Here is a 14,442-nt window from a genome sequence, read left to right as displayed (position 1 = left end):
GCTTTCGTCATGACGCCAAGCACGCCCGGAACGGCCATGACCGACGACCAGATCCGCGAACTGGTGGAGCAGATCCTCTCTGCCGGGATGTTGCCGCCGATCGTCCAGGCCGGCCACCCGGCGCTGCGCCAGCGCGCGGCGGCCTACAACGGACAACTGCCCGCGGACCAGTTGGCCCGGCTGATTGAGCTGATGCGCCAGGTCATGCACGAGGCACCCGGGGTGGGGCTGGCGGCGCCGCAGCTTGGCATACCGCTTCAAATTGCGGTCCTTGAGGACCAGTACGACGTCGATCCGGAGGCAGCCGCCTTGCGCAACCGGATCCCGCTGGAGTTCCTGGCCATCCTCAATCCCCGGTACACGCCGCAGGGCAGCGGAACCGCCGCTTTTTACGAAGGATGCCTCTCCCTGAACGGGCTCCAGGCCGTGGTGGCCCGCCCGGAGAACGTGCTCCTTGAGTATGAAACGCCCGACGGCGCGGCGGTGCAGCGCCAGTTTTCCGGCTGGCAGGCCCGGATCGTGCAGCACGAAACCGACCACCTCAACGGGATCCTCTACATCGACAGGGCCCAGCTGCGGTCCTTGAGCAGCAACAGCGAGTACGCGGCGCATTGGGCTGCGCCCGGAATCGGCAGGGCCCGGGAGGGCCTCGGCTTTGACGACCAGCCGGCGGGCATCAGCGTCAGCTGACGTCCGGGCCGGAGGGGCCGGCCGCCTAAGATGGTGCAATGCCCCCAACAACGGACCTTCCCCTGCTGTGCCCGGTCTGCTCGGCGCCGTTGACCTACACCGCCGCCGAGCCGCCGAAACCGGGAAGGCTTGCCTGCGCCGCACGGCACAGTTTCGACGCCGCACGGCAGGGCTACTTCAACCTGCTGGTCGGTAAGGGCACCGCCTTCAAGGCCGATTCCGCCGCGATGGTGGATGCCCGCTTCAACTTCCTTAGCCGGGGCCACTACCGGCCGCTGGCACAAGCCGTGGCAGCCGCCGTCGTACCCGTCCTGTCCGGCGACCGGCCGGCCGTGCTGGACTCGGGCACCGGAACCGGGCACTACCTGCGCGAACTGCTGGACACAGCCGCCGCACACGGCCGGACAGTGTCCGCCGCAGGGCTTGACATTTCCAAATTCGCGCTGCGCCGTGCCGCCCGGCTCAACCCCGAAGCCATGAACCTGGTGTGGGATATCTGGCAGCCGCTGCCGCTGGCAGCTAACTCTGTTGATGTGGTCACGGTGATTTTTGCGCCCCGCAACGCTGCCGAGTTCGCCCGTGTTCTCCGGCCCGGCGGGCGCCTGGTGGTGGTCACCCCGCGCGAGGGCCATCTTGCCGGCATCGCAGCCCTGGCGGGCATGCTCGCCATTGAGGAAGGCAAGGACGCCCGGCTGGCCGCCGCGATGGCCCGGCACTTCGAGGTGGAGGAAAGCTCCGACGTCGACATTCCACTGGCGCTCAACCGCGAGGATGCGGCAGCCCTGGCATTCATGGGGCCGGCAGGCCACCACACGGACCGCGACGCCATCGTCGCCCGGCTTAGCGGCATTCCGGAGCCGCTGCGGGTCGAGGCGAAGTTCCGGCTGACGGTGTTCCGGCCCCGGCTGCCGGACGGCACGTAACGACTTGGCCACTATCGCCACTGCCGGTTGCGTGACCCGGCCCACAGCCCCGGCCCCGGACTAGGATAAGAAAACAGGTACCAAAGGGCCCGCGACGGTGCCCGGGTGACCAAGGGGGCGGCAGTGTTCGAATGGTTGGGGGAAAACTGGTGGGCCCTGTGGCTCACGGCTTTCCTGGCATTTGCGGTGATCGAGATGATCACGCTTGACCTGTTTTTCATCATGCTCGGCGGCGGTGCCCTGGCTGCCCTGGTAGCAGACTTTGCCGGCGCTGACGGCTGGCTGCAGATCGTCGTTTTCTGCGTGGTGTCCCTGCTGATGATCGCTTTCGTCCGTCCGGTGGCGCTGTCCCACCTGAAGAAGGGCCCCGCCGAGCAGCGCACCAACGTTGACCGGCTGATCGGCGAGCAGGCAGTGGTGATGGAGGCCGTCACCTCGGACGGCGGCCTGGTAAAGATCGGCGGCGACATCTGGAGCGCCCGTTCCGAGGCCGGGGTGCTTCCCGCCGGACAAAAAGTGGTGGTGGCGGCGATCGACGGCGCCACGGCAGTAGTTTCGGCGCCACCCGCCAGCGGCACGTCCTGACACAGCAGTATCAATTGGGGAACAAGGGAGACGCATGGAAAACGCAGGAGGAGCGGCTTTGGCCGTCGTGCTGGTAGTCCTGATCGTGTTTGTGATCATCGTTCTGGTGCGCTCGGTCCGGATCATTCCGCAGGCCAGGGCCGGCGTGGTGGAGCGGCTCGGCAAATACCAGCGCACCCTGAATCCGGGGCTGACCATCCTCATTCCCTTCGTGGACCGGCTCCTTCCGCTGCTGGACCTCCGCGAGCAGGTGGTCTCCTTCCCGCCGCAGCCGGTGATCACCGAGGACAACCTGGTGGTCTCGATCGACACCGTGGTCTACTTCCAGGTCACCGACCCCCGCGCAGCCACCTACGAGATCGCCAACTATATCCAGGCGGTGGAGCAGCTCACCACCACCACGCTCCGTAACGTGGTGGGCGGACTGAACCTCGAAGAAGCGCTGACCTCGCGTGACCAGATCAACGGCCAGCTCCGCGGCGTCCTGGATGAGGCCACCGGCCGCTGGGGAATCCGCGTTTCCCGTGTTGAGCTGAAGGCGATCGATCCGCCGCACTCCATCCAGGACTCGATGGAAAAGCAGATGCGCGCCGAGCGTGACCGGCGGGCGGCCATCCTGACGGCAGAAGGTACCAAGCAGTCGGCCATCCTGACGGCGGAGGGCCAGCGGCAGGCTTCCATCCTTGCTGCGGAGGGCGATGCCAAGGCCGCTATCCTCCGCGCCGACGGTGAGGCCCAGGCCATCCAGAAGGTGTTCGACGCCATCCACCGCGGCAACCCGGACCAGAAACTGCTGGCCTACCAGTACCTGCAGACCCTGCCGAAGCTTGCTGAAGGCTCATCCAACAAGCTGTGGATCATCCCCAGCGAAGTCGGCGAAGCACTGAAGGGAATCGGGAACGCGCTGGGCGGAACCAACCCGGATCCGGCGGCAGCGGGCGGCCTCTTTGATGAGGTGGGAGCGAAGTCCACCGAACCATAAGCAGCATTGCTGACGGGAAGGGATCCGCGTTCCGCGGGTCCCTTCCCTGTTTTGGTTCCGGCGGCATGACCCACGTATAATTGGGTATTTGTCCGGCAGGAGCAATCCGCTGGAACAACAAAGCTTCGCAATGCGTTGAATCCTATGATGCAGCGCAGAGCAAACAGTAGCCCGGTGGTGCTTCATCGCCACCGGCTGGCGCGGGGTCCTGCTCCGCGAACCGAGAAGAGGGAGAAATCATGAGCGATCGCAGCCTGCGGGGTATGCGCCTTGGTGCGCAGAGCATGGAGACCGAGTCCGGGGTTGAGCCGGCTCCGCGCCAGCGCGTCGAGTACCGTTGCGAGGACGGCGAACAGGTTTTCGTTACCTTCTCCTCCGAAGCCGAGATTCCGCCGGTATGGGTTTCCAAGACCGGCAAGGAAGCCCTTCTGGTTGACGGCGAACGCCCGGACACCAGCAACGACAAAGCTGTCCGTACCCACTGGGACATGCTGCTGGAACGCCGTTCCCTGCCCGAGCTTGAGCAGATCCTCGAGGACCGCCTGACCATCCTCCGGGAACGCCGCGGAGAACGCCGCTCCGCTTAGGACCACGCAAAAGGGGCCCGTTCCCGCACAGTAGTGCGGGAACGGGCCCCTTTTCTGTCGTGGGGCCAGCGGTCCTATGCCTGGGTTGAACCTTTTTTCCGGGTGAGCGCGTTCCAGCGGGCAGCGAGCCCCCACTTGGTCACATTGACCATTGCCTCGAGCACGATGTTGCCGCTCATCTTCGATGCGCCGAGTTCACGCTCCACGAAGGTGATGGGACGTTCCTCGATGCGCAGGCCCATGCGGGACACCCGCCAGGCCAGGTCCACCTGGAAGCCGTAACCCACGGAGTCCACCTGGTCCAGGTTGAGCTTTTCCAGGGTTGTCCGGCGGAACGCACGGTAGCCGCCGGTCACATCCTTGATCTTCAGGCCCAGCATGAGGCGGGCGTACGTGCTGCCCACGCGCGAAATAGCCTGGCGGTAGAGCGGCCAGTTCACCACGCGTCCGCCGGGAACCCAGCGCGAACCCATGGCCAGGTCCGCACCGTGGTCGATGGCTTCCAGGAGCTGCGGCAGCTGTTCCGGCTGGTGCGAGCCGTCCGCGTCCATTTCCACCAGCACGTCATAGCCGGCATCCAGGCCCCATTTGAATCCCGCGATGTATGCGGCGCCAAGGCCCTCCTTGCCCTTACGGTGCAGGACATGGACCTGCGCGTCCTCGGCGGCGATGGTGTCCGCAAGCTGGCCGGTGCCGTCGGGGCTGTTGTCATCCACCACCAGGACGTCCGACGCCGGAACAGCCGAGCGGAGCCGCTGAAGGGTCTTGGGCAGCGATTCCAGTTCGTTGTAGGTGGGAATGATCGTAAGGACGCGCACAAAGGGCCTTTCCTGGGAGGAGCGGTCGGTGTGCACCTGACAGCCTGGCTAGCCGCCGGCAGGCGCAACTACCCATTATAGGGCGGAGGGATGCCGGGTCAGGAACGCAGTGCCGGGCTGGAGAACAATTCGACGCCGTCCCGCACCGTCTGCAGGCATACCGGGTCATTGCCGGTATCCAGGGCGGGGAGCAGAGGAGTCCGGGCGCGGGGATCGGTACTCCACGACTGCACGCGCCCGTCGGCCACCTGCACCATCAGTTCCTCCACCTCCCAGACGGCGAAACTGGCGGGGGCGCCGGGCACGAGCTGGCCCGCCATGGGGTTGTGGTACCTGACCGCCCGCCAGCCTGCACGGGTGTGTCCCAGGAACGCGGCGCGGGCAGAAATCCGCTCCCCGGGGTTGTGGTGCTCCAGGCACGCCCGGACACTTGACCACGGCCGCAGCGGGGTCACCGGACTGTCGCTGCCGAAGCAGACAGGGACGCCGGCGGCATACAGGGTGGCGAACGGATTCATTCCAGCGCTGCGCTCCCCCAGGCGCTGCTGGTAAAGCCCCCCGGCACCGCCCCAGGCGGCATCGAACGCTGGCTGGGCGCTGACTGTCACAGAATATCGGGACAATTTTTCGACGGCCGCAGCGTCAACCATCTCCACGTGCTCGAAGCGGTGGCCGGCCGCCCGCACGCGCTGCTCCCCCACCTGGGCGGCGGCAAGGTCCAGCGCGGACAGGGCAGCGTCCAGGCCTGCGTCCCCGATGACGTGGAAGCCGCCCGGGATGCCCAGCAGGGAGCAGGCGGCGAGGTGGGCCGCGGCCTCGTCGACCCCCAGGTAAAGCGAGCCCTTCTCTTCCGGTGCATCACTGTAGCCGGACCGCAAGGCGGCAGTCCGCGACCCCACCGAACCATCGATGTTCAGGTCGCCGGCCAGGCCCCGGATCCCGAAGCCGAGTCCGTCCAGCACGCTGCGGGCATGGTCTTCCGAGGAGACGAGTTCGCCCCAGTACGCGAGGACTTCAGGGACGGAAGGGGTCTCGGGCCCGGTGCTGTTCCACGCTGCTGCCAGGCGCAGGTCGTCGGCCCCGCCGATGTGCGGGGCGCCCATCTCTGCCACCGCAACATAGCCGTTCGCGGCCGCCTCGGACAGGGCACGTCCCTGGTGGCGGCGGAGGTCGGCTTCCGGCAGCCGGCGGGCCGCTTGCCGCGCCGCAGTGTGCGCGGCACGCCTGACCCGGGGACCGCCGTCGAACCCGTCCTGGTCCTGCAGGCCGGCGGACCGGGCCAGCGACGCCGATACCAGGGCCGAGTGCACGTCCACCCGTGACAGGTAGACGGGCCTGCCGGCTGACGCCCGTTCCAGTTCCTCCGCGGTGGGCAGGGCGGCGTCCGCCCAGGTGGTCTCATCCCAGCCGTGGCCCAGGACCGGTCCGTCACCGGGAGCCGCGGCCACCGCATCCAGCAGCTCCCGCGCGGAGGAGATTCCGCCCAGCTGGAGGGAATCCAGCGCGATCCCTGTCTCGGTCAGGTGCATGTGCGAATCGACGAATCCGGGAGCGACGAGGGCGCCCCGCAGGTCGATGACTTCCATGGAACTGTCGGCTATGGACGTGGCCGCCTGTTCGGACCCCACCCACGCCACGGTGTCGCCGTCCACGAGCATGGCGGTGGCGAAGGGATCGGCAGCGCTGTAGACGGAACCGTTGCGGTAGAGGACAGCTTGCGGACGGGACGGGTTTGCGGGACCGGACTGGGTCATACGGGGCAGGGCTCCTGGAGGTTGCGTGCCGGCGGCTGGGCCGGGGGAAGTTCAGAGGACAGAGGAATATGCCACGACGCCGCGGCGGATCAGGGTGATGGCCTCGGCGCACAGCCGGGCGAGGCGGGGCTCAAGGCCGGGGATCTTGGCCAGCTGGTCCAGCAGGTCCACCACCTGCTTCACCCAGCGGACAAAGTCGCCCGCCGCCAGGTCCGTCCCGCTCAGGACATCCTGGAGATGCCGGCCGCGTGCCCACTTGTAGATGGGCCACACCAGTCCCAGCTCCGGTTCGCCGGTCAGCGGAAGCTTGTTCTCCTCTTCTACGTCCTCCAGCGCGGACCATTCGCGCACCACAATGTCCACCGCGGTTTCCAGGGAGACGCTGGGCATCCGGGGCCGGAGGCCGCGGTCTTCCCGCTTGGCCTGGTACACCAGGGCACTGGCCAGCGCTGCGACTTCCACCGCGTCGAGATCGTCAAAGGCGCCCAACCGCAGCGACTGGGAAATCAGCAGGTCCTTCTCGCCGTAGATCCGGCGCAGGCGCTGGCCGTCCGGGCTGATGAGCAGCCGGCCCTCCCCCGCGTCCTCAAGGTAGCCGTAGGCGGAGAGGACATCGCAGACGCGGTCGAAGGTCTTGGCGATGGTGTTGGTGCGGCCCTGGATCTGCCTGACCAGTCCGTCCGTTTCCCGCCGGAGTTTCCACCAGCGCTCCGACCACCGTGCGTGGTCCTCACGCTCGCTGCACCCGTGGCAGGGGTGGGCGCGCAGGGCCCGCCGGAGGTCCGCGATGCGCTTCTCCTGGTTGGGCATGGCGCTGGCACGGCCGAAATCGTTGTTGCGGTTGTGTCCCGGGGCCGGCGGGCGGTTTTCCCGCAGCGCATTCCGGGCGGAGGATGCGAGGTCGCGGCGCGACTTTGGCACCTTGGCGTTGAACGACTTCGGAATCCGGATCCTGGTAACAGGCGAGATGGGGCCTTCCAGATCGTCGGTGCTGATCCGGCGCAGCTGGTTGTCCAGGGTGAGGACGGCGGGCCTGGGCTCACGGCTGCTGTGGTCGGAACTCAGGACGATGGCCGGACCGGGTGCCCTGCCGCCGGGGACGTTGACCACGTCGCCGGGCAGGAGCCGGGCCAGCGAGTCGTCGCTGAGCGACTTCCTGGCCCGGGATTTTGCCCGTGAGGTGGCGTTTTCAGCGTCCGAAAGTTCCCGGCGCAGCCGTGCGTACTCGGTAAAGTCGCCCAGGTGGCACGTCATGGATTTGGCGTAGCCGGCGAGGGATTCCTCGCGGCTGCGCACCTGCCTGGCCAGGCCGACGACGGACCGGTCAGCCTGGAACTGGGCGAACGAGGATTCCAGGATCTCTCGGGCCCGCGCACGCCCAAACTGCGCCAGGAGGTTGATGCTCATGTTGTAGGTGGGCCGGAAACTCGAGTTCAGCGGGTAGGTACGCCGGGAGGCCAGGCCGGCCACAGCCGTGGGGTCCGTGCCGGGCTGCCACAGCACCACCGCATGGCCTTCGACGTCGATGCCGCGCCTTCCCGCGCGGCCGGTCAGCTGCGTGTACTCGCCTGCCGTGATATCCACGTGGGCTTCGCCGTTGAACTTGTCCAGCTTCTCCAGCACCACTGAACGGGCCGGCATGTTGACGCCCAGGGCGAGGGTCTCGGTCGCGAAGACGGCTTTGACCAGGCCATCGGCGAAAAGTTTCTCCACCACTTCCTTGAAAGTGGGCAGCATGCCGGCGTGGTGCGCGGCGAAGCCGCGCAGCAGCCCGTCGCGCCAGGTCCAGAAACCGAGGACGTCCAGGTCGTCCGGCGGAATGTCGTAGCCTGCCTCGTCCACCCGTTGGGCGATGATGCGCTGTTCCTTTTCGGTGGTCAGCCACAGCCCCGAGCCGACGCACTGGGCCACCGCAGCGTCACAGCCGGCACGGGAGAAGATGAAGGTGATGGCCGGCAGCAGGTCCATTTTGTCCAGGCTGGCGATCACCTGGGGCCGGCTGGCCCTGCGCACCCCGTTCGGTTCGGCGCCCCGGACAGGGCGGTCGTTGCCGCGGCGGCCGCGCTGGCCCCGGCCGCCGGGGCCTGGCCGGCTCCGGAAGCCTTGCTGGCCCTCGCTGCGGGCCACTGCCAGGAGGTCCGGATTAACATCGAACCCCCGCCCTGTGCCGGTGTTGCTTTGCACCAGTGCCTGCCCGGGGTCGTCAGCATCCACCGGTGGGGCGATCTCGTCGAAGGTGGTTTCGCCGGCGAACAGGTCCATGATCTGGCGGCCCACCATGACGTGCTGCCAGAGGGGAACGGGCCGGTGCTCGGACACAATGATGTCCGTATCGCCGCGGACGGTGTCCAGCCAGGCGCCGAACTCTTCCGCGTTGGAGACCGTTGCGCTGAGGGAGACCACCTGGACCTCGCTGGGAAGGTGGATGATCACTTCCTCCCACACTGCACCCCGGAAGCGGTCGGCAAGGTAGTGCACCTCGTCCATCACCACGTAGCCCAGGTCGTCCAGGGTGGCGGAATCCGCGTAGAGCATGTTCCGCAGGACCTCGGTGGTCATCACCACCACCGGGGCGTCGCCGTTGATGCTGGTGTCTCCGGTGAGCAGGCCCACCTTGTCGGCACCGTATTTCCCGGCCAGTTCCGTGAACTTCTGGTTGCTTAGCGCCTTGATGGGGGTGGTGTAGAAAGCCTTGAGGCCCCGCTGCAGGGCCAGGTAGATGGCGAACTCGCCCACGATGGTCTTGCCTGCCCCCGTGGGTGCGGCCACCAGCACGCCCCTGCCGTCCTGGAGGGACCGGCAGGCCTGCTTCTGGAAGTCGTCCAGCTCAAAGTCCAGCGTGCGGATGAACGCCCCGAGGTCCGAGGAGGCCTCGGCCCTGCGCTCGGCGCTGGCCCGGTACCGTTCCGCTGGCGAGAGCTCGTCATCGCCGGGAGCCGTGGAGGATGGTCCGCTGGAAGATGGGCCGGAAGGAAACGGCCCGGTGTTGGTGGACATACACCAAGCCTAATGGGAGCTCAGAGGTTCTTGAGCTCACTGCTCGGGGTGGCGACGTCCGCTGTGGCCTCTGTCTCCGCGGCCCTCTTGGCCTCGCGGCGGGCACGCCGCTTGTCGTTCATGAGGCAGATGCCGATGGCGGCAAAGAAAAGAACCAGCAGCGGGCCCGCCAGCATGAACATGGAGATGGCGTCAGCACCGGGCGCCGCTATTGCGGCCAGCACAAAGACCAGGAAGACGGTTATCCGCCACGCCTTCAGGATGGTGCGGCCGGTGATGACACCGGCCATGTTGATGCCAACCAGCACCACCGGAACGAGGAACGCAACCCCCAGAACCAGGACCATCCGCGTGACGAACTCGATGTACGTCCTGGCGTCGATGACGCTCGACGAACCGTCCGGGGTGAACTGGGTCAGTGCCCGGACCACCTGCGGCACCACCAGCCAGCCGGCCCAGATGCCGGCAAGGAACAGCGGAACCGCGGCCGCCATGTACCCCAGTGTGTACCGGCGTTCCTTGGAGGTAAGCCCCGGGGTGATGAAGGCCCACAGCTGGTAGATCCAGATGGGGCTGGAGATAACCGCCCCGATGAGGAGCGACATCTGCAGCTTGAAGTCGAACGGGGAGGCAATGGTTCCGAAGTTGATTGCCGAGAGTCCCCCGGTCTGCTGTGAGATGCGGTTGACCGGGTCAGCCAGCGCCTTCAGCAGCGGATCGTAAAGTATCCAGCCCCCAATGCCGCCAAGGACCACGCCGATTGCAGACTTGATCAGCCGGTTCTTGAGTTCCTTGAGGTGGTCCCAGAGGGACATGCGCCCCTCAGGGTTGGCTTTACGGGCCCGCGACAGTGCCACTGGGGGTCAGGCGCGGTTCGACGGCGGGACGTCCGTGCCGTCTGTCGGCTCACCGGGCTTCGCCTTGGGGTGGTTCACGATGGTGCCTTCCACCGGGCCTGAGGCGTCGGTGGTGTCGGTCTTGCCGTCGTTCTTCATTTCCTTGACCTCGGACTTGATGATCCGCATGGACTGGCCGAGGCTGCGTGCCATGGCCGGAAGCTTGGGCGCGGCAAAGAGAAGCAGCGCGACGACGATGATAATGACGATTGGCCAAGGGCCATCAAAGAGTCTTCCCATGGGAAATCCTTTCCTCTAAATACATCCTACTTCTATGTGAAGTCGAGATCCCCGAGTGCCTGCGGCTGGCCCCGGTCCGCTTTGCGCTGGACCCTCCGGCGGCGGCGTTCTTCCCGCCGCGCTGACGTGGATGCCTCGTAATCATGTCGCATGACGGCAGGCGAGGCAAAAACTGCGGAGCCGGGCAGGGTGGCTGGCGCTGCTGCAGCCTCCTCCTGCTCCTGGAAGGGGCCCAGTTGCCCCAGCTTCTCCCCCGCTGCCCCCAAATCCCTGACCGTCGCCATGAACTGGCGGAAGAGGCGGATGCCCAGAAGGACATAGAACAGCAGGGAGAGGGCGACCAGCGCCACCCACAGAAGGATCCAGGACCACCAAGGCATGCTGAGAAGTCTATCCGCCGTACCTGGCCAGCGACGCCGCCAGCCACTCCCGCGCCGCCGCTGCCAGGTCCTCAGGGGCCAGGATCCGCACCGTTCCGCCGTGCTGGGCCACGAACATGGGAAGCCACGCCGTGTTGCCGAACCTGATCTCGGCAACCAGGCCGCCGTCGGGAAGCTCTGCCGTCCGCTCGGCGTAATAGTCGTCTGCCAGCCCCCTCCCCTGCCGGGTGAGCTGGACGGTGACGGTGGTGTCGTCGTCGTTCGGCGTGAAGAGTTTGGCGGGGACTCCCGCTGCGGGCGTGATGCCGTCCGCCACGGGCCGTCCGTTGAGACGCACCTCCTGGACGCGGTCAAGCCGGAAGTTCCGCAAACCGTCCACCAAGTGGCAGTAGGCCTCGAAATACCACGTGTTATCGAGGGAGTAGAGCCTTAGCGGATCCACGTCCCGTTCGCTGACCTTGTCGCGCTGCGGGGAAAGGTACGTCAGGTGCAGCTGGGCTCCTGATTCGATGGCATCCCGGACGGTGCCGTGGGTGGCAGCATCGGCAGGCTCCATCTGCGGTCCGGCGAGGGACGCCGCCCGCAGGCCCTCCTCGCCCGCAGCAGCGAGCAGCTTGAGGGTCACGGATTCAAGTGCGCCGCCCTCGGCGATGCCCGGGAGTCCGTTGAGGGTTTCGAGGCCGGTGAGGAGGGCACAGGCCTCTTCCACGGTGAACCGTACGGGCCGCTTCAGGTCCAGGTCCTGGGTGATGAAGACATGGTCGTTTTCCCACTGGATGTCCAGCAGGTCATCCGGATACCCTTCCGGAAGCCCCGAGCAGATGAGGATCCGCAGGTCGTCCTCGAGCTCTTTCCGGCTCACTCCGAAATGGCGTGCCACGTCCTGGATGTGCAGGCCCTGGTTGTGCACCAGGAACGGGACCAGTTGGAGCATCCGCTTGAGCTGGTCCTCCGAGGTCCGGGGACGCGCCTGCCGTGCACGGGCAGGCGGGAAAGCGTACGCCGGCGCCGGCGAGTCGCTGAAGGCGGCGGCAGCGCGCAGCCTCCTGCGGACCGCTTCCACCAGGTCTTCCGGCGCGGCGGCGACGGCGTCCGGGCCGTAGGAGGCGAGTTCCTCGGCGAGGGTTTCCGGGTCTCGGTAGTGCAGGCTGATCCGGTCATAGCCGGCGTCGGCCGGGTCAGCGCCGTCACTGGGAGGGGAAGCCGGCAGTGCGCGGCGCCGCAGGGCGAGCAGCCGGCCTTCCCGGACTTCAACGACGGCGGTGCGGAGCGGCAGTTCGGGGAGGCGGTCCAGTTCTTTCCGGATATTGAAGTCCGCCGGGGGCGAGTACCGCTCGTTGTCCAGCGTGGCCACGGCACTGGTGAAGCGGGACAGGCGGAAGTGCCGGGTGGCCTGGCGTGCCCGGTCATGGCCCACCAGGTACCACTGGCCGAACCGGCTGCCGAGGCCCCACGACTCCACGGTCCGCTCTTCCTCCTTACCGGTGCTGCCGGCGAGGTACCGGAAAGTGACCGGGTGCCGTGCATGCATGGCTGCCACGAGGTCGTCGAAGGCCTGGCCGGCGGGCTTGATACGCGGCTGCAGGCCGGCGGGAAGTTCGACGTCGGCCATCCGGCCGGACGCCTGCAGCTTGCGGAGGGCGCTTTGCGCGGCCGTGCCCAGTGCGGCGCGCTCCCACAGCTGTGAAGCCAGGAGGAGCACGGTCCATTCTTCCGGGTCCAGCTGGACGTCGGGCAGGCGGTTGGATTCCTTGCCGATGCGGTAGCGGGTAGTGGCGGGGTCGTCCCCACTCCAGCCGAGGTCCGTCAGTGTTTCCACTTCGAAGCCGAACTGGCGCAGGTCGTTTTTGTCCCGCTCGAACATCCTGCCGAAGGCAACATCATTGCCCGAGGTGTCGTGGTAGACCTTTTCCCGCAGTTCACTGCGGCGCAGGCCGTACCGGGTATTCAGGAGTGCGATCAGCAGATTGAGGAGTCGTTCAGTGCGGGATGCGGACACTCTGGCTACGTTACTAAACTCCGGGCGGAACGCAGAAAGCGCGGCAACTGCCGGGACCTGAACGTCCCGGCAGTTGCCGCGCTCCCGAGGGCGGATCCGCCCGTCAGCTGAAGTGTCAGCGGACGCCGACGAGGTCCACAACGAAGATGAGAGCCTCGTTCGGCTTGATGGCCCCGCCCGCTCCACGGGAGCCGTAGGCCAGCTCGGAGGGGATCTCCAGACGGCGGCGGCCGCCCACCTTCATGCCCAGCAGGCCCTGGTCCCAGCCCTGGATGACCTGGCCAACGCCCACACGGAAGTCCAGCGGCGCGCCGCGGCCCCAGGAGGCGTCGAATTCTTCGCCGGTGGACCAGGCCACACCAACATAGTGGGTGGAGACGGTGTCCCCTGCCTTGGCTTCGCGGCCGTCACCTTCGATAAGGTCCTTGATGACGAGTTCGGTGGGAACGTCGCCTTCCGGGAAATCGATCTCGGGCTTTTGGCGGTCGAATTCCCGCTGTCCGAATGACATGGTTGCTCCTTCGTGGGTGCTGATGGTTGGTACCGCGAGCCAAACGGCCGCGGCCTCCTTGTAAGTCTTGCTACTTGGCGCCGAGGATGTCCACTACGAAGACAAGATCGCCCTTTGCTTCGCCCTGGCCGGCGTCGCCGTAGGCCAGGTCCTTCGGGATGACCAGCAGCACGCGGGAGCCGACGGTCTTGCCGGCCAGGCCCTGGGTCCAGCCCTTGATGACGCCGGTCAACGGGAAGCTTGCCGGTTCGCCGCGGTCAAAGCTGGAATCAAACTTGGTGCCGCCCGCCAGGGTCACGCCGACGTAGTTAACGGTCAGGGTGTCGGTTTCCTTGACCACAGCGCCGTTGCCCTTGATGAGGTCCTGCGATACCAGTGCGGTGGGCGCGGCTACGCCTTCGACGTTGATCTCAGGTACGCCGTCCTTCTCGGTCACGGTGGGCAGGCCCGCGGGAGGGGTGACGGTTTCGCCTTCGGGCTTCTCAAGCGCCGGCGTCACGTCGCTGGCCGAGAGGACCTTGATCACGAGCAGTTGGGTGGGCTGGGCCTCCGCACCGGCGGTGGCAGCCTGTCCCGGAACTGCCAGTGCGAGGCTTGAGCCGACCTTGGCGCCCACAAAGGCGTTGTAGATGACGGGGCTGCCGGTTTTCAGTTCCTCATTGAGTTCCAGGGGTTCCGGATCATTGGGGAACGTATCTTCGAGGGTGGCGCCGTCGGTGCCGTTAAGGGCAAGGATGGAGATGTTGGCGACCTGGTCTGCCTTTACCGTTTCCCCGCTGCCTTCGCTGACCACTTTGATGGTGGGTTCGGCTACCTCGAGCGGCTTGCTGAACTCCACGCCGGGGGCCTTCTTGTCACCGTTGTCGGTCAGTTTGAGGGTGTCGAACTTTGCAGTCTCGCCAGCGGACTGGCTGGTGGGTTCCGACTCTGCGGGGGTTGAGCCGCCGCAGGCGGTGAGCAGCAGCAGGCCGGGAAGAAGGATTGCTAGTAGTCGGCGCACGTAAGAGAACTTTCGTCGGGGCAGGATGGATGCGATGCTCCGCGTTGCAGCGGCTGTGATCGCGGCAGGCCCTGATAAAG

The 14,442-nt window shown here is 66.7% G+C and carries 14 protein-coding genes; 5 read left to right on the top strand and 9 right to left on the bottom strand.

What is annotated here, in order from left to right; all coding sequences use genetic code 11:
* The first annotated feature begins 9 nt into the window (after nucleotides 1-9).
* From ACJJV6_RS17585 to ACJJV6_RS17565, 5 genes are all read left to right on the top strand, one after another.
* Nucleotides 10-690, top strand: a complete 681-nt coding sequence (locus ACJJV6_RS17585; protein WP_354176866.1) for a peptide deformylase — start codon at nucleotides 10-12, stop codon at nucleotides 688-690.
* Between the two features lie 38 nt (nucleotides 691-728).
* A complete protein-coding gene (locus ACJJV6_RS17580; protein WP_009359437.1) occupies nucleotides 729-1,613 on the top strand; it encodes a putative RNA methyltransferase in 885 nt (294 codons plus the stop codon).
* Between the two features lie 123 nt (nucleotides 1,614-1,736).
* On the top strand, nucleotides 1,737-2,198 hold the full coding sequence (locus ACJJV6_RS17575) for an NfeD family protein (protein ID WP_009359436.1): 462 nt from the start codon (nucleotides 1,737-1,739) through the stop codon (nucleotides 2,196-2,198).
* A gap of 34 nt (nucleotides 2,199-2,232) precedes the next feature.
* Nucleotides 2,233-3,180 carry an SPFH domain-containing protein gene (locus ACJJV6_RS17570; RefSeq protein ID WP_035753854.1) on the top strand — a complete coding sequence of 316 codons (948 nt, stop codon included), beginning with the start codon at nucleotides 2,233-2,235 and terminating at the stop codon, nucleotides 3,178-3,180.
* Between the two features lie 239 nt (nucleotides 3,181-3,419).
* A complete protein-coding gene (locus tag ACJJV6_RS17565; protein WP_013600997.1) occupies nucleotides 3,420-3,767 on the top strand; it encodes an RNA polymerase-binding protein RbpA in 348 nt (115 codons plus the stop codon).
* A 74-nt stretch (nucleotides 3,768-3,841) separates the two neighbouring features.
* Here ACJJV6_RS17565 and ACJJV6_RS17560 read toward each other — a convergent pair whose 3' ends face one another.
* The 9 genes from ACJJV6_RS17560 to ACJJV6_RS17520 form a co-directional block, all read right to left on the bottom strand.
* Nucleotides 3,842-4,585, bottom strand: a complete 744-nt coding sequence (locus ACJJV6_RS17560; protein WP_009359433.1) for a polyprenol monophosphomannose synthase — start codon at nucleotides 4,583-4,585, stop codon at nucleotides 3,842-3,844.
* Between the two features lie 98 nt (nucleotides 4,586-4,683).
* Entirely contained in the window at nucleotides 4,684-6,339 is a 1,656-nt protein-coding gene (locus ACJJV6_RS17555) for an amidohydrolase (RefSeq protein WP_407709472.1), read from the bottom strand.
* 51 nt (nucleotides 6,340-6,390) lie between these two features.
* The gene (locus ACJJV6_RS17550; RefSeq protein WP_407709471.1) at nucleotides 6,391-9,336 is read right to left on the bottom strand and encodes a DEAD/DEAH box helicase; all 2,946 of its coding nucleotides are present in this window, start codon (nucleotides 9,334-9,336) and stop codon (nucleotides 6,391-6,393) included.
* Between the two features lie 20 nt (nucleotides 9,337-9,356).
* Nucleotides 9,357-10,151, bottom strand: coding sequence for a twin-arginine translocase subunit TatC (gene tatC / locus ACJJV6_RS17545; RefSeq protein ID WP_009358593.1), 795 nt, complete (start codon nucleotides 10,149-10,151; stop codon nucleotides 9,357-9,359).
* Nucleotides 10,152-10,199: 48 nt separating this feature from the next.
* Entirely contained in the window at nucleotides 10,200-10,472 is a 273-nt protein-coding gene (tatA, locus tag ACJJV6_RS17540; RefSeq protein ID WP_009358592.1) for a Sec-independent protein translocase subunit TatA, read from the bottom strand.
* A gap of 32 nt (nucleotides 10,473-10,504) precedes the next feature.
* Nucleotides 10,505-10,852: a hypothetical protein gene (locus tag ACJJV6_RS17535; RefSeq protein ID WP_407709470.1), complete on the bottom strand. Its 348-nt coding sequence runs from the start codon at nucleotides 10,850-10,852 to the stop codon at nucleotides 10,505-10,507.
* A 10-nt stretch (nucleotides 10,853-10,862) separates the two neighbouring features.
* The gene (locus ACJJV6_RS17530) at nucleotides 10,863-12,851 is read right to left on the bottom strand and encodes a helix-turn-helix transcriptional regulator (protein WP_407709469.1); all 1,989 of its coding nucleotides are present in this window, start codon (nucleotides 12,849-12,851) and stop codon (nucleotides 10,863-10,865) included.
* A 115-nt stretch (nucleotides 12,852-12,966) separates the two neighbouring features.
* A complete protein-coding gene (locus tag ACJJV6_RS17525; protein ID WP_009358590.1) occupies nucleotides 12,967-13,362 on the bottom strand; it encodes an FKBP-type peptidyl-prolyl cis-trans isomerase in 396 nt (131 codons plus the stop codon).
* A gap of 70 nt (nucleotides 13,363-13,432) precedes the next feature.
* The gene (locus tag ACJJV6_RS17520; protein WP_407709468.1) at nucleotides 13,433-14,362 is read right to left on the bottom strand and encodes an FKBP-type peptidyl-prolyl cis-trans isomerase; all 930 of its coding nucleotides are present in this window, start codon (nucleotides 14,360-14,362) and stop codon (nucleotides 13,433-13,435) included.
* Nucleotides 14,363-14,442 lie beyond the last annotated feature (80 nt).

The sequence above is a fragment of the Arthrobacter nitrophenolicus genome (assembly GCF_045833485.1).
Taxonomy (GTDB): domain Bacteria; phylum Actinomycetota; class Actinomycetes; order Actinomycetales; family Micrococcaceae; genus Arthrobacter; species Arthrobacter nitrophenolicus.
This window is presented reverse-complemented; position numbering and strand designations above follow the sequence as displayed.

Bases quoted from the DNA above. Each gene is read 5' to 3' on its own strand.
- ACJJV6_RS17585 (WP_354176866.1), top strand. From the start codon at position 10: ATGACGCCAAGCACGCCCGGAACGGCCATGACCGACGACCAGATCCGC.
- ACJJV6_RS17580 (WP_009359437.1), top strand. From the start codon at position 729: ATGCCCCCAACAACGGACCTTCCCCTGCTGTGCCCGGTCTGCTCGGCG.
- ACJJV6_RS17570 (WP_035753854.1), top strand. From the start codon at position 2,233: ATGGAAAACGCAGGAGGAGCGGCTTTGGCCGTCGTGCTGGTAGTCCTG.
- ACJJV6_RS17565 (WP_013600997.1), top strand. From the start codon at position 3,420: ATGAGCGATCGCAGCCTGCGGGGTATGCGCCTTGGTGCGCAGAGCATG.
- ACJJV6_RS17555 (WP_407709472.1), bottom strand. From the start codon at position 6,339: ATGACCCAGTCCGGTCCCGCAAACCCGTCCCGTCCGCAAGCTGTCCTC.
- ACJJV6_RS17550 (WP_407709471.1), bottom strand. From the start codon at position 9,336: ATGTCCACCAACACCGGGCCGTTTCCTTCCGGCCCATCTTCCAGCGGA.
- tatC (WP_009358593.1), bottom strand. From the start codon at position 10,151: ATGTCCCTCTGGGACCACCTCAAGGAACTCAAGAACCGGCTGATCAAG.
- tatA (WP_009358592.1), bottom strand. From the start codon at position 10,472: ATGGGAAGACTCTTTGATGGCCCTTGGCCAATCGTCATTATCATCGTC.
- ACJJV6_RS17535 (WP_407709470.1), bottom strand. From the start codon at position 10,852: ATGCCTTGGTGGTCCTGGATCCTTCTGTGGGTGGCGCTGGTCGCCCTC.
- ACJJV6_RS17525 (WP_009358590.1), bottom strand. From the start codon at position 13,362: ATGTCATTCGGACAGCGGGAATTCGACCGCCAAAAGCCCGAGATCGAT.